Origin of the sequence: Sporosarcina sp. SG10008 (assembly GCF_044569405.1) — a bacterium.
Classification (GTDB): Bacteria; Bacillota; Bacilli; order Bacillales_A; family Planococcaceae; genus Sporosarcina; species Sporosarcina psychrophila.
The window spans coordinates 4,255,946-4,282,899 of sequence record NZ_CP172607.1; the positions used below are offsets into that span (position 1 = coordinate 4,255,946).

The window sequence follows — 26,954 nt, forward strand, 5'->3', positions numbered from 1 at the left end:
AAATTCTGTGTAACGAATAGGGAGACCAGTGTGAAGCTAATCTATCTTTTAATTAATTATTTTAAGTCTATTATTCTTGGATACAAACACAATTCGGAATGGTGTCATAACCTGGTACCTTTCACTTAAATGAAGAAGGAGATTGTAATTTTGATTATAGATTATGTATGGATAAAAACAGAAGTGAGCACGTATTCTATACACTTAAATCGGAAATTCAACTATACCGTTAACCTGATGAAAAAAAAGTTAGGGGTGGAAAAGAATATTGAGTATATTCCGAATCTATATGGGCTTAATATAGAAAATATTGTTGCTGTAATAGGGGAAAACGGTGCAGGGAAATCAACTTTTTTAAAAGTTCTTATGGAGGTATTGAAGGGAGGTTGGGCCACTTCCCACATGTATATTATTGTCGGAAATGATGAGGGGGAGTACTTTTTTTCTACAAACATAGATAATTTAAGTGTTGATGGTATAAATGGTCGAATACCAATTGAGAGAATAAAAGACTTCGAGTTAATTTTTTACTCTAATATTTTTGATGCCAATAATTTAATAAAATACGTCTCTGGAGTACATAATATTTCGACAAATGCTATGTTGGATTCATTTAATACGCAGTCTAGCGGAATTATGAATTATAGATACCAGAACATTCAATCACAAATTATTTTTACAATTATTAATCAGAAAAAGTTGGAGTTAAGTGATTTTGTCAAAATACCCGAATTTGTATATTTAAAACTAAATGAGTCGGTAACAGAGTCAATATATAATAAAAGGTCAAAGGAAGACCGGAACTATCAAAAGATTCTTGGCAATAGAATCGAAAAATATATCGAATACCTATTTGATAATGGTTCGAAAATAGTGGAACACAAACATGAACGCGAAGAAAAGAAAGAGTTCTTATTTAAGATATTTAATTTCACATACAACAAAGTTATCCAATGGATTGAAAAGTTATTAGATGCTATTGAGAATGAGACCTTTTTAAGAGGAGAGATTCAATGGGATAAAATAAAATTTGATTTATTTTGGAATCAACTTCAAAGTGATTTAGAAGTTGAAAGAAGTATTGACTCGATAAAGTCACCTGGAAATATTGACTCGATAACGACAGCCCAATTTGACCTAATAAAAAATAATATATCTAATATATCACAGAATGAGATTAATAAAGAATATGAAACAGTTGATGAACTCATTAATACAATAATCATTAATATTGAGGAATACATACAAGGTTCTTATTTGAATATTCACGTAACGGAAATGGGATTAATAAAAAAAAAATCAAAGGAGTTTTTATCAGAGAACTTGGATATTGACTTTTTGTTAAATGATGACGAAATAGATGAGCTGAAAGATATTTTGGAAGATATAAGTTTTAATGTCGACACAATAAAGAAGGAATTGCATGAGTGGTTAGGGAACACTGCTAATGTCGACTCCTTTGAATTCTTCCTGGAAAATCTTGAACAGAAACTCATCCTTTTATTGGAGGCAAACTCTGTTTTAAAAGAGATTTATGTATTTCAAGATAGTGAAAGCCCGTACTTTTACGAAGGTCATGATAGTTACGAGTCGATAAGTGAGGAATTTGATTTAAGATATGGCGAGATGGATTCTGAAAGAGTTGCTAGAGTTTTAATAAATAAATTTAATGAGGACTTCTATTTGTTTGATAGTTACGATTCCCATGGAGAAATAGACTTGTTAAATAACATTGAGAGCGATCTTACATTTAATAATGATATCGATAATTCAATTGCATTAAATAATGTGAGCTTTCTTGAAACTAAATTAGAATATATAAACAAAATTATGGACATGTTTAAAAGTTATTATACCCCAATGATTGAGCATTTACATATAGTTGATAGATTAATTGATAATATTAGTGTTAAAGCGGGACTGATTCGCATTATGACTAATGATGAGTTATTAAAAATATATATTGAAAAATATAGTGAGGATAAATTTTTTAATCTTGAGTGGAGAGACCTGAGTAGTGGAGAATATTCAATTTTAAACTTTTTCACTAGATTTTATGAATTAAAATTATCTTTAAATTCAAATGCTGACATTTTAGTGGTTATTGATGAAGGAGAGTTGTATTTTCATCCTCAGTGGCAAAAAAGGTATATTGATATATTGTGTAATATGTTTAATCATTTACTACCTAACAATCGTTTGCAAATATTAATAACGTCGCATTCACCCTTTGTAGTTTCTGACCTACCTCACTATAATCTGGTTTTACTGAAAAAGGGTAATACAGATTCATTGAACAGTACGCAGGGCTTGGAGTTAGAGAGAACATTTGGTGGGAATATACAGGATCTATTTTCTAACGCCTTTTTTATTCAAGGGGGATTGACGGGTGAATATTCTAAAAAAGTAATAAATAATGCGATTAACGAAATATTAGACAACCCGGAAAATGCTTATATGAAAAAAGATGATTATAAAAGATTATTTATGTTAATAGGAGAACCTTTGGTTAGAAATCGATGTATGGAAATATTGAATGAGGCTATTCAAAGTTATAAGAATATACCTAAAGACAGAGAAGAGGAAATCAAAGAGTTAAAAGACAGATTAAAATATCTGGAGGGCATTTGAATGAAAAAAATGGAGTTTGCTAAAGATATGTTAGATCGGCATTTAGATTATTGTAAGCCCATAAATAAGTCTAATAAAAGATATCGAAGTTCAGGTGTTTTCGGTAAGATAATAAAATATAAGAATGAAAATTGCCCAGAAATGATTAAGGTAGGTAAAAAATTTATTGAAATAAAATTAGGATTTTCGACACGTAAGTCAATGGCGGTTTTTTTGTGCGATAACTTTGACGACATAATTTTATCTGAACCTAAAGAGCTAATTAATTTTGAAAAAGATTTTTATTTACTACTATATAATGAAGAAATTTGTATACAGGGTTTAAGCCCAGTAGATTTTGGTTATATAAAAACGTATTCTAATAAGTTTTTGAAATACATTTTTAACTATGATAGTTTTTCGAATAAAAGTGGTGGTTATACTTGGAGTCCTTACGATTTTATAATTAATCTAAATCAAACCATTTGCCCTTATTGTAATGCTCAGTTCACCTTTACTGTTAAAAGGGACTTAGAAATTGAAAATGAACCCTTTTCAATTCGCCCACATTTAGATCATTTCTTCGCCAAAAGTATACATCCGATGTTGGCATTATCAGTATATAATTTAATACCTTCTTGTTATACATGTAACTCGAGTTTAAAGAGGGATTATAATTGTGTACTCGAAGAACAAATTCATCCCTATATAGACGATTTGGATGAAATGGGATACTTTAGAAGAGAATTTGAAACGCCAATTACAAAGGTAGGTTTAGAAACTCTCGATTATTACAGCGCGATCGTAGGGAGAGGTACCTCCTATAAAATTAAATTAGAATCAAATGATATTTTATTTAAGAAGAAGATAAAGGGATTTGAAGACTTGTTTAAAATAGAGGGAAGGTACCTATTATTTAAGGAATTATTAAATCAAAATATAAAAAAAGCGCTCATATACAATGAATTATATAGTTTTCGATTACATGAATCTTATAGATGTTTATTTGATGAGAATGAGAGTTTCGACAGTATGTTTATTAATACAGATATTAATAATAATATCCTCTCAAAACTACAAAATGATATTTTGAAAAAGGAGTTTGGGTTTTCTAGAAAATGAAAAGTGTTAGGAGAGAATCCTTGTTAGTACATAAGGCTTCAAGAAGCGTCTACTTCGCCGAGTTTTCATAAATCGAAAAATTAAAATAAACGACAGGAAAAGAATTCCCTTGGCCCTAACCCAAATACAAATCATCCAATCACTTGGGGAAGTGATGGGTTGGTTAGAACGGGAAATCGGTGAATCGTATATGGCAAATGTACAGGAATGAGAGTATGGTCGGGCATGGGGAACCGTGAATGAAAAAAGATACCACTTAAACACTTCTCGACTTTCTCTTATTCCGATATTTAGCGTCCCCTGAAATAACCTCAACCTTTATAATATGTCCAAAGAGAGGCATAAAATAATTTAGGCACTAGGTACTGCTGACTAAAGTGCCAACCAAGCGATTGTGGAAGAATATAAACTTGCTATATGAGCTGGTCAAATTAATGATTTCACTTTTCTCCTTTCACTGACATTAGTCTTGGGTACCAGGTACCGACACAATTCAGAATGGAGTCATAACCTGGTACCTTTCCCTAATTCGATTTGAAAAATCGTCATAGACGGCTATTTGTCATGCCTGCCCAAAGGGTGCACTTTTTGGTATTTCGGGCTTACCATAAAAAAGTAAGGTACCTGATCCCCAACAACTACACACCGGTGAGAACCAAGCACCTTATTTCATTCCACATAACCCCTAGCGGTATAAACCCTAGATCCATATAGACGGCACTAACCATCATTGATACTATGAGAAAAGTAAGACTACTTTCAAATAACGCGAAATAATGCAGATATGGAGAATAAAATGAAGAAATTTGTATGGATTGCTTCTTTAATTTATTGTTTGAATGGGTTTGGTCATATTATTATTGGGACCGTTTTAGAACCTATGGTGGATTCGTATGGGATTCATTACAAGGATGGCGGACAGTTGATTATGAATCAATTTTTAGGTTTTTTAGGTGGAGTAATGATCGCGCCGCTTATCGTCAATCGAATTGGGCGGAGAATGACGATTTTTCTCGCCTTACTCATTTTTGCGCTTTCCCAGTTTGTGTTTAGCGTCTTACCCAATTGGACTGTGATGTTAGCTATCGCTCCATTTGGTGGGGCGGGAATAGGGATTGCCGAAACAATTGTTGCTTCCCTTATTATTGGCCATTTAAAAGAAAAGAAAGCTACGACACTTGTTATAGTTGAAATCTTTTTTGGGGTAGGCGCATTGGCGATTCCAGTCATCTCTGCCTTTTTGATTATGACAGGTGTATGGAATTTTTCGTTTACATTTGTAGCCGTGTTTGCTTCGGTCATTATGCTACTCTGGTTATTTCTTTCGTTTGGAGAATTGGATCCGATTTTAACAAGACAGATGAAGGCTTTACCTGAAGACGGGAATAAACCTGAAAGAAAACGTTACTCTAAGAGGCAATTGCCGATTATTGCGACGGGTGCGTTGTTTTTCTTTATGTATGTGGGAACGGAAATGGTTTTGCCAAACTACTTGCCAACAATCTTGAGCAAAACAACGAATTTAGATGCTTCCACGCTGGCTTTAAGCATTACGGTCTTTTGGGCAGCGATGACACTTGGACGTATCAGTATGACTGGTATTATAGATAGAATAGGCTATAGCAAGCTCTTTATTATTTGCTGTGTGGGTCAGTTTTTCACCCTCTTGATGTTTGCTTATTCAACTACCGTCATGTTTAGCTTTATCTCCATATTTTTAACGGGTTTATTAATGGGAGGGGTTTTCTCAATTGGTCTCTTGATTATTAATGAAACGTCTAAAGGATTAGAGGAATGGACAACAAGCATACTGATGGCAATGGGGGGATTAGGCGGTGCATTCCTGCCAAGAATTGTTGGCGAACTGATAGATCGATACCCAATCAGTGTAACCCAATGGTCACTTGTATTATGTACCTTTATTCTTGCGTGTTTAATGGCCGTCATTTTTTACTTTAGAAAAAAGGCAATGGACTTTAAAGGATTGCAACCGATAAAAGCGAGTAATGTTGTATAAACTACAGTGAAGCCTAGGTGCAAGGAAGCATCTGAAGAGATCAGCTCATGATAGTGAAAGTGCGCTTAGTAAGCAGGCGACGTTTCAAAACTATATGTTGAACAAATGAATATCTGCATTAACTAAGCGAAGGCACCTTATTTTAGGTACCAGTTTAGAGTAAGTCTGGAATTATATATGCTGACAAATGCATGATAAAGCTGATTGAATGGATCAATGAACCACGGAGGGCTTTCTGCAAGTATGGGGCCAGCGTGCAATTTTAATAGGTTTTATAAACAGCCATGACGGAACAAACATATAAATACAATAAGGGGTAGTTCCCACAAGTACATTTGTGATAAGGGACTGCCTTTTTTGTATAAGCATTGGTTAACGTCATTACATGTGATATAGATTAATTTTGCTGGAAAGGAGGATATTCGAGTGAAGAATAAAAGCGAAATCATGACGATTATTCAGCAATTGGATCATCATATTGCAGATGATTTTGAAGCGCAGGACCTAGACTTTAAACAGTGGAATTATAGTGCTGAGGAGGAAAATGTCAATAAAATGATTAAATATGCTGTTTGCATGGCGAATGGCGGCGGGGGCAGCGTTGTATTTGGCGTGGCCGACAAAGTGCGGGGAATAGACAATGTTTTAATAGGGATTCCATTTGATGTAGACATAAAGGAATTAGAAAAAAGGGTATTTGAAAATACAGACCCACACATTATTCCTTCATTTGATGAACTATTTTATAAAAATCATTCGATTCGGCTCTTAGTCATGAACGTTTTTCCGGAAACTCCGCCTTATACAACAATGAATGGTACAGCAACCATTCGGCAAGGAAAAGAGTGTCTGCCGTACAGGAAAAATTCGTAGGGATAGTCTGATTTTATGAGTAGGTAAAGGGGTCCTTATAAATAGTGACTGCGATGAATTGTTTTCCGTTTTGATCACTAATGATACGATAAAAAGAATATAACCCACTATGGTGAGGGGGATTTCATGTTCCTAGATCAACTAAAAAACCAGTTAAATGAAAATCAGCCCCTGTTTATTGGGGAGGAAACAGCTTTACGTTCAGCGGTTTTAATCCCACTTGTTCAAGTGGATGAAGAATGGCATATCCTTTTCGAAGTACGTTCATTCACCATGAGAAAACAGCCAGGTGATATTAGTTTTCCCGGCGGTCGCATCGACTCCACAGACCCATCCCCAATGGCAGCTGCTTTACGAGAAACATATGAAGAATTAGGTGTCGACCCAAAAACGGTTACGATTGTAGGGACATTAAGTCCTTATATCGCCTCCTCTTCATTTGTTATCTATCCATTTGTAGGAACCATTGATTACAATCAAATTATTCATTCGTATAACAAAGAAGAAGTTGAAGAGGTATTTACGATACCTGTCAAATGGCTATTGAATTATAAGCCTTATATGCATGTAGTATCCGTTGAACCAGTGCCTTCGCTAAACTTTCCTTATGAAAAAATAATGAATGGCACTCAGTATCAATGGAGAGCTCGTTCAATGGAAGAATGGTTTTTTGATTATGAAAACTATACAATTTGGGGTTTAACGGCTAGGATTTTGAAACATTTTATAGAAATCATAAAATGAGTGTAACTTGTAATCTTGAAGAAGCGCTGATTATGAAAATTAATAAACCTCACTTAGTACCATCATGGAGAACCGTATCATAAGTAAATGAGGTTTTTTTAGCTATGCTTCAAAAAGAATGGAAAAGCATAGGTTGTCGACGTCGCACAAGTGAAAGCCTAAAAACTGGAGAGAACTATGGCTGTCTCATATAAACATACGACAAGCCCATAAGTCTCTTCACACAAACCTTATTGAGAATAAAAATAGAATCTAAATGGAACATAAGATGGTTTAAAAAATCAGGTTAGTTTTCCTTTTTGTAGAGGCGGAAACTTACTTTTAATTTTCACTCGTCCATAGCAGTGTATCCTGCTTGAATAGTACCTTCCAAAAAGTTTGTGAATCTGAGTGCTAATTCTCTACTAGCAAAAACGACATTTTGATGCAGTGTTCTTAAAATTTTAGTTGCATTGATGAGTCCACAACTGAAACGCCATGCATACTTGTATAAATGACTCCATGAAGTGGCAGTGAATCCTGCCAAAATTTTAGAGGGTAAAGCCATGTTATTTTGATTATCGTCCCATCCATATAGCTTTGAAGCGCTGGCATAAAGTGCGTATTCAACGATTCACTAAATTGAATTTGGCTAGCGATCGTTGGAGGAACGGCTATAATGACTGCTTGGGCATAAAATATTTGCTTCTTCGTATGAACTTCATAGCCATCATTCATCTTGTGAATAGCTGTAACTGGGTGATTGGTGAAAAGCTCCTCTTCGAAAAGGGAAGTAAGATACTGTATATGCACCCAGCGCAGATTATTTAAATATTTATTTCAAATAGTAGAAAATTGACTACGTTTCATTAAAATGCTATATTGAATTTATTCTTAATTAAAGGTGTGGTGGGTTTGTTAGAAGTAGGTATGAACTAATCAAAATTTAGTTTAATAAGGCTTTTTTTGACTGGATTTATTCTGGTTTATTTAATGTGCCTTTTTTCACAGTGTTTATGAAACATTGTGAATACCTACCTGAAGACTGCCTCCTTTTCCATATATTCGTTTAACATCATTGGGTGTTAAGATGAAGAGCATGGCGGGTTTTGTTCTGTCGTGCTCTTTTTATCCAAACCTTTATTTGTTAACGATAAAATTGCTTTGTTATGACCACAAAGCATATGCCCGCGGGAGCTTTCTACCCATTTTTACGGTTAAACCGTAAAAATGGAAAGGTAGGAGAGTTTTTTGTGGGCATTTTTTTCTATATGAGGAGGACTAAAAATGAATATGATGACATTTGATAAATTACAATATAACGAGCTAAAAGAAATAGTGAAATCCCACTGTGTAAGTGGTTTAGGGAAAGAATTGATTGATAAGCTACAGCCTAGCACTAATTTGAAGGTGGTTCATAATAGACTAAATGAGACGACTGAGGCAAGAAAGTTATTGGATGCGGAAAGTCATCTTCCGCTTAGAGGAATATCTAATATCAATCATCTGATGGAAAAGCTTGAAAAGGGAATGATTCTAAGTCCAACCGAGTTAATCGCGATATCTGACTTTTTGAGAGGCTGTAGAATAATAAAGAAGTTTATGATGGGGAAAGAGTTTTTTGCGCCTGTTTTACATTCCTTTGCCTATTCAATGATTGATTTTCAAAGTATTGAAGAAGAAATTAATTACTCCATTAAAGGAAGTCGAATAGATTCGGAAGCAAGTAAAGAACTTAAGCGAATTCGAAATCATATTGCAAAGGCAGAAGAAAAAATAGAAGAACTTTTAAATAAATTTCTGAAAAGTAGTGCCAATAAGGAGTACATCCAAGAATTCTTTATTAGTAAGAAAGACGATCGATTTACGGTACCGATTAAAGCTTCGTATAAAAACCAAGTTGCCGGTACAATTGTTGAAATCTCATCTAAAGGGTCCACGGTATTTATTGAACCAGCTGCAATTTCCAAGTTAAATGCAGGATTAGCCATTCTTAAAGCAGAAGAAGCAATTGAGGAATATCAAATTTTAGCGACTCTTACAGGAAGTATATTGGAGCACATCAGACAAATTTACATTAATATTGAACTAATTGCGCAGTATGACATGATTTTTGCGAAAGCGAAGTTCAGTAAAAGTTTAGATGGAATGGAGCCAAAGCTAAATAATCACGGTTTTATTAAGTTGAGAAATTGTAAGCATCCTCTTTTGTCTGGAAATATTGTTCCTCTAGATTTTGAAATAGGAAAGGACTACCGCAGTTTAATTATTACAGGACCTAATGCTGGGGGTAAAACAGTTGTATTGAAAACGATAGGAATATTAACACTTGCAGTTATGTCAGGTTTTCATATTGCAGCAAATGAAGGAACAGAAATAGCTGTTTTCGATCATATATTTGTTGATATTGGTGACAATCAAAGCATGGAAAATTCACTAAGTACTTTTTCATCTCATATGAAAAACATCTCAGAAATTATGAACGCATCTACGAATAACACATTACTTCTTTTTGATGAAATAGGAAGTGGTACTGAACCAAATGAAGGGGCAGCGCTAGCCATTGCTATACTCGAAGAATTTTATCAAATGGGATGTATGACAGTTGCGACCACCCACTATGGAGAAATTAAGCGTTATTCTGAAATTCATAGTGACTTCATGAATGCAGCCATGCTGTTCGATAGTGAAGTATTAGCACCTATGTATAAACTATTAATCGGTAAGTCAGGGGACAGTAATGCGCTCTGGATTTCTAAAAAAATGAATCTACGAGAAAAGGTACTACAAAAAGCACAGCATTATATAGACAATAAAAATTATGACTTAGATCGTGTGAAAGTAAGTAAAGTTAAAAAGCCAATCCAGCTTACGATTCAAGAAGAAGTAACGTATGATTTCGAAATTGGAGACAGAGTGAAGTTATTAGAACTAGATGATTTTGGAATTGTTTACGAGAAAAAGGACAGTCTTAATAATGTGTTTGTGTTTTATCAAAACGAAGTGATAAAAGTAAATATAAAAAGAATTATACTTGTAGGGAAAGCTACGGATTTATATCCTGATGACTATGATTTGAAAACATTATTCGTTAGTTATAGCGAAAGGAAATTTCAACACGATATAGATAGGGGTTCCAAAAATGCGTTAAAGAAAGTTTCCAAAGAGATTAAGAAAGGTTTGATTGAATAATTAGCTTTCATAAGTGAAATCGGCAATTAATAAATAGGGTTTGAGGCACTGATTTTGCAGATAATCATGGGCAAAGCTAGCATTAATTAGTTTGTGGACCAAATTGAAAGGTTTGGACCGATTGATAAATTTGTACTAAGTATTAAACCTCATTTAGCACTATCACGGGGAACCGTATCATAAGTAAATGAGGTTTTTTATTAACGAGTGTCAGGTACCAGTGCATGGCACCATTCTGACATACACTACAATTGCATATTTATAAGGTGGGGGTTAGATATTTACATCAAAATCTAACTCCTATTTGGATTTTTATCCGATTTGATGAATTGTTCGTTGGTGTTTGTTGCACAGGTAACGATTTTAAAGAGAAACTAATAAAAAGTAGTATATGCTAAGGCCGTATTAAAAATAAGTATAGGTGAATTGACGGTGAAAACACTCTTCCTGGCAGTCTTTCGCAACACAACGTGAATTGACAATCTAAATCTTGTTAGGTAATATCTTCATCATGCTTCAGTAGAATGAAAAGCATCTGTAGCAGAAATGATAAAAAGTGGGAGGGAAATATGTTTACTTTAATAACGATTGGCCAAACCCCTAGAGAAGATTTGATGAAAGCCATTAATATAGGGGGTGTTCAAGACGTTCAATTAGTAGGTGCACTTGATGGTGTTTCAAATGATGAAATTAATATGTTGAAAAAAACACCGGGTGAAGAAAAGTTATACGTTGTCCTTAAAAATGGGACAGCAAATATAAATCACGATATTATTGAACATAGGGTTGGAATGCTAATTACACAATATGAAGATTCATCTGATGCCATTGTACTGCTTTGTATGAGCGAGTTTACGTGTACATCCGATCAGACCACAATCATTTATCCAATAAAAGAGCTTCATGAAAAAGCGGGAGATATAAAGAACCATGATACAACCATCATATTCATTCCGATAAAAGAACAATTGAAATCAGCCGAATTGAAATGGGGAAGTGTAAAGGGAGACAAAACATTTGTCGTGGTGCATCCCAAATCTGAAAGTGTCCTTGATGAGCTAAACAACGAAATTATGCTGCATCGCCCAAACTATGTAATTTTAGATTGCTATGGGTATGAGTATGAACTGGTAGATAAAATTGAAAGTAATCACAAGTGTACTTGCTATAATGCTCAGCATTTAGTCGTAAAAAAATTGCGGGATCTAACAATAGTGACTAAATGATAAAGGTTTTATTACTAAAAAACGGAAAAATCATAACCGGTATGTTCTGAATATTTAAAATTAAGAAGCGCAAGAGTATAATCCGCTTTATAAAAATATAAACGAGGTGAGAAAATGGATTTAATCAATGAAACAAGATTGTGGAGTACGATTAATGATTTAGCGGCTATAACGATTGAGGATCAACCATGGACAAGAAGGTCGTTTACTGCAAAGTATAACGAAGGACGAGAATGGTTGATGAAACAAATGAGAGAAAGTGGTCTGGAAGTAGAGGTAGATGAAGGCTCGAATGTTATTGGCCGATTGATTGGAACCGAGCCTAATTTACCTTCCATCGTGATTGGTTCTCACACGGATACTGTACCAAACGGTGGAAGATTTGATGGTATTGCTGGTGTTCTTGCAGGATTAGAAATTGTTAGGGCGTTAAAAGAAAATAATATTCCAGTTAAGCATACGATTGAAGTTGTTGATTTTACAGCAGAAGAACCATCTGAATACGGTTTATCTACAGTTGGAAGCCGGGCTTGGTCCGGTAACTTAACCGAAGAAATGTTGTCTTATACAAATTCGGAAGGGCAATCCTTAGGAGATGCAATTTCTTATGCTGGTGGGAAGCCGAATGACATCAAAAATTGTGAAAAAGACAAAGGTTCAATCGCTTTATACCTTGAATTGCATATTGAACAAGGACCTGTTTTGCTTAGAAAAAATGCAAACTTGGGTGTTGTGACTGGGATTGTAGGAATTCAACGCTATAAAATTTCTGTTGATGGGTTACCAAACCATTCTGGTACAACCCCTATGGATATGAGAAATGATGCTCTTACAGCAGCTTCTGAGATGACACTTGCTTTAGAGAGTGTAGCAAATGGGAAATTTGATCAGCCTGTTGTGGGGACAGTTGGCGTCTTCAATAATTTCCCCAATGCTTCGAATGTAGTGCCTGGCAGAGTAGAATTCATAGTTGAAATTCGTAGTATTTCTGAAGAAGCAATTGATGCAGTGGCAGATGAATTTTTATCGAAAGTTTACGTTATTGCTTCAAAACGAGATGTGAAAGTAGAAACTGAAAATGTCTCACGTTCAGGTGCCATTGTAATCAGCGATAAAATTAAACAGTTATTAATTGAGTCATGTAGTTCTATAACAGATAAAGTAATTCAATTACCGAGTGGCGCAGGTCATGATGCAAATCAAATGTCATTGCTTGCTCCTGTGGGAATGGTATTTATTCCATGCAAAGATGGTAGAAGTCATTGTCCGGAAGAATGGGCGGAGAAGGAAGATTTATATTTAGGTGCAAAGGCATTGCTAAATGCCGTGTTGGCTTTTTCGAAACAAGAACAATGAGGTATCAACTTCTATAATTTCATAGAACATAAAATAACCCGTTAATTATGATTAAATAATTAATGGGTTATTTTGTTATTTGATATTTCTGAATAAAAGCGCTTGCAAGGATTGTGTTTTGTGTGTATATTATCAATTATAGATAACGCGTTATCAAAAAGTGATAATTAATTGAGAATTCTATTAGAAATTAGTTGACGGAGGGAATTTTATTGAGTGCCGAAAAAACTTTGGATATTTTGGAGCAATTTGATTTTGAAACAAGAGCTCTCTCTGTACCTGAACTTGCAGCAAGATTGAAACAACCACAAAGTTCAGTGTATAGACATATGAGGGTATTAAAAGAAAAAGGATACATCATTGAGCACTCTACAGGATTGTATAGTTTGGGTTACATTTTTCTAAAGCTCGCTCAAATTGTGAAAATGGATACCAATCTCCCTGTTATATCTCAAGAAGCCATGAGAGAGTTGACAAGATCCACGGGAGAAACTTCAATTTTATTGGTCCCTTCCAATTTGCAAGCTGTCTGTTTAGGCGCAGTTCCCTCAGGTCATCCAATAAAAGTTTCTTCGAAACAAGGAAATATAGTCCCGCTTTACGGGGGGGCCTCTTCTAAAGCTTTATTGGCCTATATGGGTGAGCCAACTGTTGAGGAAATTTATAAAAGCGGAATAGTGGAAAGGCATACGGATCATACAATGTTGGATTTGGATGAGATGTTAAATCATTTAGAGGATATCCGTGAAAAAGGGTATGCATTTTCGGATAGTGAAATTGATGAAGGTGTTATCTCCTATGGGATGCCGATATTTGATAGTGATCATAGACTAGTTGCTTCCTTGAGTGTGGCGGGGCCAAAAGAAAGAATAGAAAAAAGAGACAGTCAAGAAATTATAACTGAAATTCAAAGGGCAGTTAAAAAAATCGAAAAACAATTATAAAAGGAGGCATTATTATGAGACAAGTAGATGGCATTATTAAAGGGAAAATCGTCTTAAAAGATAAAGTAATCAAAGGTGAAGTGGGGATTACAGAAGGGAAAATAGTTAGCATTTATGAGGGGACAGGTAATCTGGAATCTGAGAACTGCAAAGACTTTGGTGATTCCTTTGTGTTCCCAGGAGTGATAGATGTACATGTTCATTGCTTTAGTAATCCGGATGAGGGATTTGTGACAACGAGTTCTTCTGCAGCGGCAGGTGGTATTACCACATTCCTGGATATGCCATATGATTTACCGAACCCGGTTAACAATGTGGAGCAATTTAAAAAGAAAGTTGAAAAGTTAGAGGATGAAGCAATTGTCGATATTTGTTTGTGGGGTACCATTTCGAAAACAGGTGGAACAGATCAAATCATTCCTTTAGCAGAAGCTGGAGCAATTGCTTTTAAAATGTCCACCTTTGAAACGGATGCATATCGTTTTCCAAGAATTCCAGATCCAGAAATATTGAAGGCAATGAAGCTAATTGAAGAAACGGGCCTACGTGCTGCTTTTCACTCAGAAAATGATGAAATAATAGTCGATATGATTGAGCAATATCAAAAAGAAGGAAAAGTATATCCTAAAGCCCATAACGAAACGCGTCCACCGGTTACGGAAACAAGTGCTGTCTTGAAGCTATTGGAATTTGCTTATTGGACAAATGTAAAGCTCCATATTGTACATGTTAGTCACCCAAGAACCATTGACATGATTAAATTGTTCCAAGCTCAAGGTGTAAAAGTGACTTGTGAAACATGTTATCCATATTTACTAATGAATGTAGATGATTTAGATAAATACGGACCGATTGCTAAAAATAATCCTCCATTAAGAGAAAAGGAGGAAGTTCAAGGGCTATGGAAACATATTGAAGAAGGAAGCATTGATTTGATTTCTTCCGATCATGCTCCATGGAGTGCAGAGCAAAAAGAGAAAGGCAACGATAATATTTTCCTTGCTTCGTCTGGGTTGCCTGGTGTTGAAATTATGACACCGTTAATGTTTAATAGTACCGTTTCAAATGGGAAATTATCACCGAATGACTTTGCAAATTTAATGTCTACTCATCCAGCAGAAGTCTTCTCTATACCTGGAAAAGGACAAATCAGTGTGGGATATGACGCTGACTTCACAGTGATCGATCCAACTCAAAAAACAGTTATTGACCAAAATTCATTTAAATCGTATTCAAAATTAACTCCTTACAATGGACAAGAATTAAATTGTAAAGTCATTTCTACCATTTTGCGTGGAGAAGAAGTATTCGATGGAAAAAACGTAACTAAAGGTCCTGGTTACGGAAAATTTGTCCCTGGATCGGCAGCAAAATAATTATTTCTCTAGAATAGAGTGTTCAATTAGATGGGCAAGCAATCCCATCTGATTTCGCACTATTTAACCCAATATAAATTTGAAAGGCAAGGTGAAGTTATGAAGCCATACTACTTACTTGCCGTATTGCCCTTTATCGCAATACTTGGCGGCGCGGCTTTTGTAAATAAAGTTGAACCCTATATTTTTGGCATACCATTTTTCTTATCTTGGATTATTTTTTGGTCTGTTATGAGCTCAGTCATCATGTTCGTTATTTATCGTTTGGATCCTCTCAATAAGGAGGGTGAAGAATGAATATAGCACTGGTAATTATCACACTATTTTTGTTCCTAAGTATTGCATTGGGACTTTTGGCAAAGCGCGGAAAAGACATGAGCATGGAACAATGGGCAATCGGTGGCCGAGGTTTTGGTGGACTTTTCGTATTCATATTATTAGCCGGCGAAACCTATTCAGTTTTTACATTGCTTGGAACTAGCGGTTTGGCCTTTAACAATGGCGCTGCAGCATTTTATTTATTAGCCTTTACTGCTCTAGGTACCATGACATCTTATTGGATATTACCACCAATTTGGAAATATGCAAAAGAAAATAATATCGTATCGCAATCCCAGTTCTTTTCAACAAAGTATAACAGTAATGGGCTTGGAGTATTTGTTGCGGTAGTAGGTGTTTTAGCTCTAATTCCGTATATCACTATCCTGTTTAAATCAATGGGGATATTAGTAGCGGCAACATCGTACGGTGCCATTTCTCCAACTGTAGCCATTTGGGTTGGAATGATTGCGTTGTTAGTTTACGTCATGGCCTCAGGAATTCATGGGTCAGCGTGGACATCTACGGTTAAAGACGTTTTAATACTTTTTGTCATCGTCTTCTTGGGGATTTATTTACCAGTCCATTATCATGGAAGTATAGGAGGATTATTCCAAGCGGTTAATGAAGTCAAGCCTCTTGCGTTAACCCTGCCTGACAAAGGTTTAAGTGTTCCTTGGTTTATATCTACTGTTGCTATCAGTGCATTTGCATATTTTATGTGGCCACATGTTGCACCAACAGTCTTTGCATCCAAAAATGCAAAAGCTTTTCGATTAAACGCGGTACTTCTTCCAGTTTACGCCTTAATGATATTGTTTGTTTACTTCGTTGGCTTTACAGCAATCGTTGAGCTTCCAGGTTTGAAAAATGGAGACTTTGCATTGTTAGAGCTTTCAATAAAATCATTTGATCCGTGGTTTGTTGGTATTATTGGAGCAACAGGATTATTAGCTACACTCGTTCCTGGATCTATGATGTTAATGTCAGCGGCAACAATGATTACTACGAATGTTATTGAACCATTAAACCCAACTATTTCTGAGAAAAACAAAGCTTTTTCAGCAAAAGGATTTGTTGTTTTATTATCTATCGCATGTGCGTTCTTTTCAATGAGTGGAGGTGATACACTGGCAACTCTGTATTTAACTTCTTTCAGTTTAATTACTCAAATGGCGCCTTCACTATACTTGAGCTTGAGAAAGAAAAATGGAATTACAAAATATGGTTCTGGATTAGGAATGTTTGTTGGTGTAGCAATCGTTATTTATGTCACATTTACTAAAACAACAATGGCTGGCTTATTTCCAACCCTACCAAGTGTAATTCAAGATTTAAATATTGGGATTATAGCGCTATTTGCCAATATAATCGTTATGTTTTCAGTGAGCTTTTTTACTCAAAAGTCCAATGGTATTGAATTAAAATCTTAAGTAAAGCCCTTGTTTATTAAATGAAGGAGATAATAATGCAAGAGGATTCCTAATTAGGAATCCTCTTCTTTTTGATTTGACGTAATATAACTCTTCAGCGTATATAGCAAGTCAAGCAAATTAACATTTAAATTCTTTGTTGTCATGCCGCTACAGACTAATACGATAAAGATGAGTGGAGCAGCCTTTTCATATTAACTTTCATTCTTTGTCGTAAAATCAGGTACGAGCCAATAAATGAGCAATCCAGCGATCGTCGCGTAGGCGATACCATGAGCATATCCAACTCCGATGATAAAGATAACTGCGACAATGACCAAGTTTTTCATATTCGCCAGATTAACTTTTTCCTCAATGATGTGACGGATCCCCATGCCTGCAATCATACCGAATAACAAGATACAGATGCCGCCCATCACGGCAACTGGAATGGATTGGATAGCAGCTCCAACTTTACCGAACAGACCTAGAATAATCGCAATAACAGCAGCACCTTGAATGATTCTACTGGAAAATTGGCGTGTGATGGCTAAAACGCCGAGGTTTTCCGCATAAGTCGTTTGTGCAGGCCCGCCGATGAAACCGGAGACTAATGTTGCAAGACCATTCCCCCATAGGATTCTTGAAAACCCAGGATCCTTTGTTACGTCTTTACCTGTAATCTCTTTTAGTACCATCATATGTCCAAGGTCTTCGATGATGGTAACCAAGGCAATCGGCGCCATCCCCAAGATGACGACCCATGTGAATTCTGGCATTACGAACTGTGGAAGGGCAAACACTGGTGCATTGGCAATGGTACCAAAATCAACTAATCCACGCACCGCAGCATAGACATAACCTACTCCAAGACCAATGAGGAGTGGGAAAAGGCGGATCATCTTAGTACCTGCAAGCGTAGCAAAGATTGCTGCAAGAAGGCTGACGATAGCTACATCCCAATTGACAGCAGCCATGTTGTTCACCGCAGTGCTTGCTAGTGCAAGACCGATGATACTGACTACTGGTCCAACAACAACTGGAGGAATTGCTCTACGAACTTTTTCAAAACCGACATATGAAATGATAATAGATACAATGGCATAAACAATGGAAACACCGATAAGACCTGCAACCGCCTGACCGGGTGAATTTAACTCACCTACATACAATGCTAGAGGAGCAATGAAAGCGAAAGATGAACCTAAATAAGTAGGAACTTTTCCTCGTGTAATAAGATGGAAAATTAACGTTCCTACACCACTGGCAACAAGTGCACTCCCTGGATCAAGACCAGTTAGTGCTGGAACTAAAACTGTCGCACCAAACATTGCAAACAAATGCTGTAAGGATAATGGTATAGCTTTCAAAAAACCTTTCAAATGTGTCCCCCCTTTACTAGTGTTAATACATGATATTTCTCCTATTTAATATTTAGAATAAGAATTAAAGAGTAATACCGAATAATATTTTACGCTTACATGGAAAAGTGATTTTCACATCACAAGAACTATCATAAGAAAGAAAAGGATATCACTTATAATTTTATTCAGGAGTGAGACAAATGAATGAGTATATACAGCTTATGATAGATTGGGTTGAAGAACATTTAAACAAAGAGTTTTCACTAGATGAATTGGCTAATTACTTGGGTTATTCCCCTTATTACTGTTCTTTTAAATTTCATCAGGTAACAGGGATCAGTATTAGGCGCTATGTTCTTTTAAGAAGGCTATATTTATCTACAGCAGATTTGTCGAGCAATCAGAAGGTAATTGAAATAGCTTTTGAATATGGCTATTCATCTCAAGAGGCTTATAGTAGAGCCTTTAAAAAGGTTTTTGGTGTAACTCCAAGAGAATTTCAACTAAATAAGTTGCCTGTACAGTCATTTGTTAAACTTACTGTCGATCAAAGCGAGGATGGGGATAGCGTGTATATGTCTAGAAAAAATGAGGTTGAACAGTTACAAAAAGTGAAGAGAGAACTGTTTGACAAAGACGTACTTAACGTATTGAATGGTCAAGTTATGTATGAAGAGTTTAAAGCAGAAAAACTGATGGGGGATTCTGATTATGTACCATTCAATGAGGCGATGTGTGTACATGCGACGACGGCACAAGTTTTTGACGACGAGTTTATTCAAACAAGAGCATTAGGACATCATGTGTCAGTAGAAAACTACATCAGGAAGGTTATTTATCCCTTCAATACTATTTTTAAGGAGGAGTATAAATATATCGTTCTATGGTTTGGTGAAGACATGTTTTGTCAGATGAATCTTCTTACAATTCTTACTTACTTTGAACAGTCCGGATACAAAGGAAAAGTATTCTTAAATAGCTTTAGAGAGGATGAATTTAAAGTCAGCCAAACTGAGCTTCAATTAGGAGATTATGAATCTGTATACAAAGAAGTATTGATAAACCATAGAAAGCCATCGATTGAATTACTCCCAGTAATGTATCAGGCAATAGATATATTTTTAGATATGTTAAAAGAAAATAATGAAGTAGTAAAATATATTTCCAAAAATAAAGATCTTTCAACAGCGGAATTAGTTAATAGGTTATTTGATCTTTTTCCCACAATAGGATACGGAGATTCGCAATATATAGAGCTTATTAATAAAGCTAAGTGAACTTAAATAATTTTTATACAAAAACTTCAATTAGTTACATCACGGTGAACCGTATCAGAAGTAAATGCGGTTTTTTCAGAAAAATAAAAAGCCAAAAATGAACAAGTTATGAATAGAACCTTGCTCATTTTTGGCATTTATAAGGAAGAACAGCATTTGTTACAATAGTAAAGCCTTTCTAATTAAAAATTAAAGGAAAAGTAAATGTAACGAAAGCGGCCCAAAGTACGTAGACCGGCAAATACTTAGTAACCGCATCTTGGATGGTTGAAGGCCCGGTTTTGTTTTGTAGAAAACGCATATAGGAGACCATGATCCAGATTAGATTTCCCCAGATAAGTATGTTTACGCCTAAAACAGCAATTCTGTTGGGTGTAATCCCATAAGAAGAAAGTCTGAACACTATGGCTGACAAAGCCACACTGTCAATGATAAGAGCAAGAATAATTAGGGCGAAGCTTATATAATCAGAAATGTTCTTTTTCTTGTCTGTACCGCTTTCGGTAATGGAAAATATGGTAACGGCCAATACACTAAAGAGTATCCCGTTGAAGACTAGCAGGAAATTGCGATCCAAGAATGGATTTTTTCCGACCCAAATAACCGTTATAAGATAGACCAACAATGTGGCCAGAACAAGAGGACTAAAAATTTTAGCGATATAGGGTGTAATATTCTTAGCAAGTTTAAGATTCATCGATACCAGGTATGTAGCCACAATAGCGAGAGCGGCAGCACCGAATAAAACGACATTTCTAAAATAGAAGTCTTCTATATCCAAACCGACAAAACTAAATAACTGCATGGTTAATGCTGCTAGCAACATTCCGCTAATTGCCATGCTGGCGTAGAGTATGCAAAATTCCAAATTAAATTTAAGATAGGCTAATCTTGTGCTGCCCATACCATATTCATTTCCTATAAATGCAAGCCCAATCAATCCCCATAAAAATATGGGAAGGTGTAAATAAGCAAGGATAATACTGTCATTATGATTTGATGGCAGCATATTAAGATACAACCCAGAGAGTAGGAACATCAATGCAAGGGTGTAAAGAACCTTTTTTTGGGGGTTATTTTTGTATACAAAATAAGCTGCAATGAAGGGAAGAATCCCAAAAGCAAGGTTAATTGGGGCAATTGCTTCCTGTTCGACAAAATGGAAAATGATCCTGGTGCTTATCCCCGCCAAAATGGCTAAAATGCCCATGAACAAGAAACCTTTCTGAAGCAAGGAAGTTTTTTCTGTATGTGCCGCCTCCTTGAAATTCAATCTTTCATACCAAGCAGCAAGAACCGGCGAATCAGGGTTTTGTTCCCAGGCGTGTGAGAATGACTTTTTAAAAGCTTTGGGGTCTTCTCTATACATTCTCTCCAGCTCACGGGGATTAGCAATATTTTTACTAATCGAATTGTCGATTTCCACGGTTATACCTCCTCTAATAATTGTCATACAAGTCCTACTTTCCTCCACGATGCATATAAACAAACTTAAATGTCTTCGTCACTTTTGTATTCTGAAATATCTCCAGGTGACATTCTAAAGCCTTACGAATCGCCTCTAGAGTTAACAATCGAATGGGTTTTGCCTTTCCATATTTTCAATATAGCAAGGTTATCTATTGATTACACCGCATATCGTTAAATCATTTCTGGTTTCATGAAAAGCAATTCATATATATATTGTATGTTTCATTTTAACGCATAATTTATTGTTTATCAATAAATATTTATTAACTTTAGCGATATTATTGTTGTTATAGTATGAATTAGACAAAATATAAAACATTCCTCATTACAAATAAAACTCATGCAACTAACCTGTCTGTGACTTCCATAATGAATAAGGGCTAAACTGGAATTAAACTTTTGAGGCATAAAAGATGGATTCAAGATAAAATTGAAGGCTATAAAGAAAGTTAAAATAAAAGTAACTAATGTAGGTGCATTACGGGGAACCGTATCATAAGTAATGAGGTTATTTATTTATGGAAAAACAAAGGTCGATTTTCTATGTTAATAGAAAATCGACCTTTACAAACCTTATATGGATTTTTCATGTACTAATATTATTGTGCAGTTAATCCACCATCGATAACGAATTCTGAACCTGTTGAATAGCTAGACTCATCAGAAGCTAAGAATAGTACCATGTTAGATACTTCTTCTGGTTGTGCTACGCGTTTTAGTGGAATATGTTTAGAGAATGCTTCTACAGCTGCTTTTGTATCTTCCTGAACCACCATTGGTGTGGCGATTACGCCTGGGTGTACAGAGTTTACACGAATACCCATTGGCGCTAAGTTGATGGCAGCTGCTTTCGTCATACCACGTACTGCAAATTTTGTATCAGTGTAACCTACAGCGCCAGCAACCAAGCCGTTCATAGAAGAAATATTGACGATTGAACCACCGCCAGCTTTTATCATTGAAGCTGCTACAGTCTTCATGCCCAAGAATACTGACACTTGGTTAATGTCCACGATACGACGGTATTCTTCTACTGTAATATCAAGCATATTTTTCGCCATTGTAATACCGGCGTTATTTACTAATACGTTTACTGGACCGAAAGCTTCTTCTGTTTTCGCAATAACTGTCGCCCAATCTTCTTCAGATGCTACATTTTGTTTAATGAAAAGTGCATTTTCACCTAATTCAGCTACGAATGCATATCCTTTTTCCTCATTTAAATCTGTTAAAACAACCTTTGCACCGTGCTCAATGAATAATTTTGCATGTGATGCACCCATACCTTGTGCTGCTCCTGTAATAATCGCTACTTTACCTGATAACCGACTCATATAAAATTCCTCCTAGAATAGATTCGCAAAAGGTGATAGTCGACTATCACTTTTATACTTACTAGTAAACAGCTTTCTCATGCGAATGTCAATTCATATGGCCCTAATTTTATGGCTGAATATAGCGTAAAAATACATCCTTCATCATCGCCAGCTGCTTGTCCGAAGTAAGCAATGTCGAAAGATTGGTATCATGCTTTGTTAGGCTTGATTTATAAGTGAATAAGCTGAAATTTTGTACCATTGTCATGATGAATAGATCCAAATCAACATCCGATCTTAACGAACCGTCTCGCTTGCCCTGTTCACTTACTGTTAATAAAATACGAGCTAATTTGCTCCGTACAGATAAGTATTCAGCATAGTCTTCTGGCGATTCTTCTGCTATTTTTTCATATAAATTAAAGGACTCGAAATATTTTGCTAAACGCAGTTGTAGATCCTTCGTTATGCCTATATAATACTCCAAAATTTGCTCGGTTTTTTCATATGCCGTCACCGGCTGCTCGACAATCTGCCCAATATCCGTGGCCATTTCATCTGTAATAGCATTCGTCGCCGCAATCATTAAATACTCTTTTTTAGGGAAATAGCGGAATAACGTTGCAATCCCAATGCCAGCAGTAGTTGCAACATCTTGCATTTGTATAGTTTGCACACCTTCTTCCAAAAATAAATCCTTTGCAATTAGGATGATGTTTTGACGACGTTGCTGTTTTTGTTGTTCTCGTTTACTCATTTTCGTCACTCCAACTGTTTTTCATGCATTGATTGTAACATGTTTATTTGGTATCAACTTGTAATCGCATCGGGGTAAGTACTAAAATTTAAGCATGATATTTTAAAGAAGTTGATAGGGTAGTGGTTCGATTATTCCCCAATATATTCAATTGGAAATATGTGAGTTTTCGTTGACGCAATAACTTCTTCGATAAATTCTTCTTGAGATTCTTTGAGGTCACTGTTAATCCAATTCAGAATAAGTCCGTAAAATCCAAAGGCAGTATAACGTTTAAAATAATCCAAGTTTACAGGGATATTGTTAATCGTTTGGAAAATGAATTGTTCTTGATAAATTTTTAAAATTGTTTGTGGGAATCTTGTATGCAATCCTGGTAAAGGCTCATCATATTTGATCAGCTCAAAAAAATTCCGGTTTTCATATATGTAAGAAATGATATTAAAAGAAGGTGTATTTAGCTTTGTTGTATAAAATTTTTGACCAGGTATATATGGCTTTCCCACTGAATTTTCTAAGCCTTTCAGCATCGATTCAAGTAAGTCTTCTGCCAATTGAATTTTATCTTGATAATGTACATAAAACGTACTGCGATTATATGAGGCGTGATTGAGGCATCCCCAAAGCGCCAAACGTTCTACAATCCACACCTCGAATTACAACTCTCTCATTATCGAGAACCACAGCAGATTCTATGGGATTCTTTAATTGTCAATCTTTACATGGTACGATAAAAAGAATATAACCAACTATGGAGAGGGGGATTTCATGTTCTTAGATCAACTAAAAAACCAGTTAAATGAAAATCAGCCCCTGTTTATAGGGGAGGAAACAGCTCTTCGTTCAGCGGTTTTAATACCACTTGTTCAAGTGGATGAAGAATGGCATATCCTTTTCGAAGTACGTTCATTCACTATGAGAAAACAGCCCGGTGATATTAGTTTTCCTGGTGGTCGAATCGACTCCACAGACCCATCCCCAATGGCTGCCGCTTTACGAGAAACGCATGAAGAATTAGGTGTCGACCCAAAGATGGTTACGATTGTAGGGACATTAAGCCCTTATGTTGCCTCATCTTCATTTGTTATTTATCCATTTGTAGCAACCATTGATTACAATCAAATTATTCATTCGTATAACAAAGAAGAAGTTGAAGAGGTATTTACAATACCCATTAAATGGCTATTGAATTATGAGCCTTATATGCATGTAGTATCCGTTGAACCAGTGCCTTTGCCAAGCTTTCCCTATGAAAAAATAATGAATGGTACGCAGTATCAATGGAGAGCTCGTTCAATGGAAGAATGGTTTTTTGATTATGAAAACTATACAATTTGGGGTTTAACGGCTAGGATTTTGAAACATTTTATAGGAATTATAAAGTGAGTGATGTTTTTAATTATGAAGGAACTACTTATTACATTGAAATAACCTCACTTTGTACCATTATGGAGAGTCTTTTCAATGTAATCACATGTTGACTATGAATCTGCCGAGGGAGTCAATTCATCTGGAAACTGCATGTAATAGTATTAAATTTCAGGTGCCTGGTTCTGATACAATTCGCGATTGCATTAGCACCTTTCATAACTTTATAAATATAGAATTGCAAAAAGGAATCGGAAACGAGTACAAATTATACTGTATTCCATTCCTATTTCAAGGAGGACTTTATGGGCTTTAAAGACGATTTTAAACGTGAGATGCGTAACATAAAGAAAGACGTAGAAAAAGAAGTACATAAAACCTGGGAGATGGATTACAAAGGGCATCGGATTGAAGTTATAAACCAGATGAAAGAAGAGTTACTTATCATTGATGGTGTAACAGTTGATCGAAATAAACGAAAATCTTTACTTTCTCATATTATCCCGTATTCCAAGTTATCAGGCATACTTGATCTGCAAGATGGCAGAAAGCATGTCATTTCCGTTAAACTCGGTGGTTATGTAAAACTTAATTGTATTGTGAAAATAGATAATGAAACGGTTTTAGACGACTCCCTGAAGTTAGATTTTCTTCCGTGGGATAATAAAGAAAAAATTGTGGCCTTTATTCAACAACAAATTCAAACGCACAACAAAATAGTAGATGATCATTTACCAGATGAAGAATATTTGTATGATGAAAATCATCCACGAATGGCTTCAGGTATGTTCGATAATGTTGCAGATGATATACCTACACCATTTTACGTGAAAAAACTACTGAAGCTTTTTGAAGAGCAGCTAAATCGTCCTTCTACCAAAACACGAAAAGGTACATATGAAAAAATCATTTTTGACAATATGGCCAACTACAGTGATGAATTCATTGAACGATTCAAGCAAGCCGAATTTGACGAATCCCGTGTACAACAAGAGGCATTATGGCTTCTAGAGCATGCAGCACATAGGGAGGTTGTAAAATTTTCAATCACCGTACTTGGATGTACGGATTGTGAAAAATATAAAGAGCTATTATTCACATTGGGTATGCATGAAGAGTTTACACCCTATGTCCTATTTGCATTGAAGAATGGTACAATGCGGGCAAACAACCAAGTTTGGCAACTTGCTCAATCCGTTCATGGTTGGGGGAAGATTGCGGCTGTTGGCCAACTGGAAGCAACAACGCCAGAAATAAAACAATGGTTACTGACAAAGGGCTGCAGAAATAAAGTTATGGATGAGTATTTAGCCTATAGTTGTGCCGTAAAAGGAGAGCTTGACGTAGCTCTATATGAAGAAACGATTTCGAAAGAGCTATATGATGGAGCAGGTCTTATCATCCAAGCCCTTCTTAATGAGCGTGCTCCAGAAAGTATCGAAGATTATCCATATGCAAGCGCGGTTCTTTCACGCTTCGTTTACCATGCACGTACTCACTGTAAAACACTTGAGGATTTTTATCCGTTAATGAAAATAAGTGAATTTTTAAATGCCGATAGTGAAGTTTGGGAAGAACGTTTTAACGATCAGTGGAAACAACAAGAGTACGCTTCCATTCAGCAAGCGATTCAACCTATTATAAATGAACCTAAATGGTCACAGCTTGTATTGGAAGCACTACAGCAAGAAAACAATATGAAAGCACTTAAAATCGCTCTCTTTTATCAAGTAGACGTTACACAGAATTTGTTTGATATGCTAGAGAAAGATCCCGAAAACAGTGAACTATATGTAGTGGTTATGGATACAAAAAATCATAAGTATATCGAAGACATCTGCATATTTGCAGAAACGCATTTATCGTTATCAAGTCTGTCAAATGAACAACAACATTGTCTGCAATGCATTGTTCAAGATTTGTATGGGTATGAAGGAGTGGGATTACCACTGATTCAAGCTGCTCTTGCATCAGATAATGGGAGTTTGCAATACCATGCACTCAGTGTGCTAGAAAGGTGGTCTCCATCGATTTCCCAACAGCCTGCTTTGCAGAAAAGCATTAAAAATATTGCAATTACGACAAAAGATAAAGAAGACCGCCAGCTAGCAAATAGATTATTGGTAAAATAATAAAAGAGATTTATTCAGTATTCCTCGATTTCCTTGACGCTTCTTGCAATTGGTGAATTACCTTCATTCACTGTAATTTAAGGTACCTGGTTCAGATGCAA

General features: G+C 35.7%; 21 protein-coding genes and 1 pseudogene. 15 read left to right on the plus strand and 7 right to left on the minus strand.

All coding sequences use genetic code 11. The annotated features are described in order from the left end of the window. Positions 1-150: 150 nt before the first annotated feature. The 5 genes from ACGLYD_RS20025 (at position 151) to ACGLYD_RS20045 (ending at position 7,366) form a co-directional block, all read left to right on the plus strand. On the plus strand, positions 151-2,631 hold the full coding sequence (locus tag ACGLYD_RS20025) for an AAA family ATPase (protein WP_399630157.1): 2,481 nt from the start codon (positions 151-153) through the stop codon (positions 2,629-2,631). Further along, positions 2,632-3,732, plus strand: a complete 1,101-nt coding sequence (locus ACGLYD_RS20030) for a hypothetical protein (RefSeq protein ID WP_399630159.1) — start codon at positions 2,632-2,634, stop codon at positions 3,730-3,732. Between the two features lie 796 nt (positions 3,733-4,528). Beyond that, positions 4,529-5,749, plus strand: a complete 1,221-nt coding sequence (locus ACGLYD_RS20035) for an MFS transporter (RefSeq protein ID WP_399630162.1) — start codon at positions 4,529-4,531, stop codon at positions 5,747-5,749. Positions 5,750-6,175: 426 nt separating this feature from the next. Continuing rightward, on the plus strand, positions 6,176-6,622 hold the full coding sequence (locus tag ACGLYD_RS20040; RefSeq protein ID WP_399630165.1) for an ATP-binding protein: 447 nt from the start codon (positions 6,176-6,178) through the stop codon (positions 6,620-6,622). Between the two features lie 126 nt (positions 6,623-6,748). Continuing rightward, complete coding sequence (locus tag ACGLYD_RS20045; protein ID WP_399630168.1) at positions 6,749-7,366, plus strand: NUDIX hydrolase; 618 nt, start codon at positions 6,749-6,751, stop codon at positions 7,364-7,366. A gap of 435 nt (positions 7,367-7,801) precedes the next feature. Here ACGLYD_RS20045 and ACGLYD_RS20050 read toward each other — a convergent pair whose 3' ends face one another. After that, positions 7,802-8,083 (minus strand): FAD-dependent oxidoreductase, encoded by a 282-nt coding sequence (locus ACGLYD_RS20050; RefSeq protein ID WP_399630170.1) that lies wholly within the window; start codon positions 8,081-8,083, stop codon positions 7,802-7,804. A 549-nt stretch (positions 8,084-8,632) separates the two neighbouring features. Between ACGLYD_RS20050 and ACGLYD_RS20055 the strand changes: the two genes are divergently transcribed. The 7 genes from ACGLYD_RS20055 (at position 8,633) to ACGLYD_RS20085 (ending at position 17,190) form a co-directional block, all read left to right on the plus strand. After that, positions 8,633-10,537, plus strand: a complete 1,905-nt coding sequence (locus ACGLYD_RS20055) for an endonuclease MutS2 (RefSeq protein ID WP_399630173.1) — start codon at positions 8,633-8,635, stop codon at positions 10,535-10,537. Positions 10,538-11,106: 569 nt separating this feature from the next. After that, on the plus strand, positions 11,107-11,763 hold the full coding sequence (locus ACGLYD_RS20060) for an AroM family protein (RefSeq protein ID WP_399630176.1): 657 nt from the start codon (positions 11,107-11,109) through the stop codon (positions 11,761-11,763). A 114-nt stretch (positions 11,764-11,877) separates the two neighbouring features. Then, positions 11,878-13,119: a M20 family metallo-hydrolase gene (locus ACGLYD_RS20065; RefSeq protein ID WP_399630179.1), complete on the plus strand. Its 1,242-nt coding sequence runs from the start codon at positions 11,878-11,880 to the stop codon at positions 13,117-13,119. 212 nt (positions 13,120-13,331) lie between these two features. Beyond that, entirely contained in the window at positions 13,332-14,063 is a 732-nt protein-coding gene (locus ACGLYD_RS20070) for an IclR family transcriptional regulator (protein WP_399630182.1), read from the plus strand. A 14-nt stretch (positions 14,064-14,077) separates the two neighbouring features. Next, complete coding sequence (locus ACGLYD_RS20075) at positions 14,078-15,439, plus strand: dihydroorotase family protein (protein WP_399630183.1); 1,362 nt, start codon at positions 14,078-14,080, stop codon at positions 15,437-15,439. Positions 15,440-15,538: 99 nt separating this feature from the next. Continuing rightward, positions 15,539-15,736, plus strand: coding sequence for a DUF3311 domain-containing protein (locus ACGLYD_RS20080; protein ID WP_399630185.1), 198 nt, complete (start codon positions 15,539-15,541; stop codon positions 15,734-15,736). After that, a complete protein-coding gene (locus ACGLYD_RS20085; protein WP_399630188.1) occupies positions 15,733-17,190 on the plus strand; it encodes a sodium:solute symporter in 1,458 nt (485 codons plus the stop codon). Before ACGLYD_RS20080 ends, ACGLYD_RS20085 begins: the two co-directional genes overlap by 4 nt. Positions 17,191-17,384: 194 nt before the next feature. Here the strand turns inward: ACGLYD_RS20085 and ACGLYD_RS20090 are convergent, their stop codons facing one another. Beyond that, the gene (locus ACGLYD_RS20090) at positions 17,385-18,551 is read right to left on the minus strand and encodes a solute carrier family 23 protein (protein ID WP_082786452.1); all 1,167 of its coding nucleotides are present in this window, start codon (positions 18,549-18,551) and stop codon (positions 17,385-17,387) included. 182 nt (positions 18,552-18,733) lie between these two features. On the opposite strand from ACGLYD_RS20090, the gene ACGLYD_RS20095 reads away from it, so the two are divergent. Then, a complete protein-coding gene (locus tag ACGLYD_RS20095) occupies positions 18,734-19,810 on the plus strand; it encodes a helix-turn-helix transcriptional regulator (protein WP_399630191.1) in 1,077 nt (358 codons plus the stop codon). Positions 19,811-19,988: 178 nt separating this feature from the next. Here ACGLYD_RS20095 and ACGLYD_RS20100 read toward each other — a convergent pair whose 3' ends face one another. From ACGLYD_RS20100 to ACGLYD_RS20120, 5 genes and pseudogenes are all read right to left on the minus strand, one after another. Further along, the gene (locus tag ACGLYD_RS20100; protein WP_399630193.1) at positions 19,989-21,236 is read right to left on the minus strand and encodes a DUF4153 domain-containing protein; all 1,248 of its coding nucleotides are present in this window, start codon (positions 21,234-21,236) and stop codon (positions 19,989-19,991) included. 65 nt (positions 21,237-21,301) lie between these two features. After that, positions 21,302-21,411: pseudogene (locus ACGLYD_RS20105) on the minus strand (helix-turn-helix domain-containing protein); the annotation flags it as partial. A gap of 468 nt (positions 21,412-21,879) precedes the next feature. After that, the gene (locus ACGLYD_RS20110) at positions 21,880-22,614 is read right to left on the minus strand and encodes a glucose 1-dehydrogenase (RefSeq protein ID WP_399630196.1); all 735 of its coding nucleotides are present in this window, start codon (positions 22,612-22,614) and stop codon (positions 21,880-21,882) included. Positions 22,615-22,723: 109 nt separating this feature from the next. Then, positions 22,724-23,353 carry a TetR/AcrR family transcriptional regulator gene (locus tag ACGLYD_RS20115; RefSeq protein WP_187046390.1) on the minus strand — a complete coding sequence of 210 codons (630 nt, stop codon included), beginning with the start codon at positions 23,351-23,353 and terminating at the stop codon, positions 22,724-22,726. 131 nt (positions 23,354-23,484) lie between these two features. After that, positions 23,485-24,003 carry a TetR-like C-terminal domain-containing protein gene (locus tag ACGLYD_RS20120; protein WP_338654168.1) on the minus strand — a complete coding sequence of 173 codons (519 nt, stop codon included), beginning with the start codon at positions 24,001-24,003 and terminating at the stop codon, positions 23,485-23,487. A gap of 118 nt (positions 24,004-24,121) precedes the next feature. On the opposite strand from ACGLYD_RS20120, the gene ACGLYD_RS20125 reads away from it, so the two are divergent. Next, on the plus strand, positions 24,122-24,739 hold the full coding sequence (locus ACGLYD_RS20125) for a CoA pyrophosphatase (RefSeq protein WP_187046391.1): 618 nt from the start codon (positions 24,122-24,124) through the stop codon (positions 24,737-24,739). A gap of 287 nt (positions 24,740-25,026) precedes the next feature. After that, positions 25,027-26,853 carry a hypothetical protein gene (locus ACGLYD_RS20130; RefSeq protein WP_399630200.1) on the plus strand — a complete coding sequence of 609 codons (1,827 nt, stop codon included), beginning with the start codon at positions 25,027-25,029 and terminating at the stop codon, positions 26,851-26,853. Positions 26,854-26,954 lie beyond the last annotated feature (101 nt).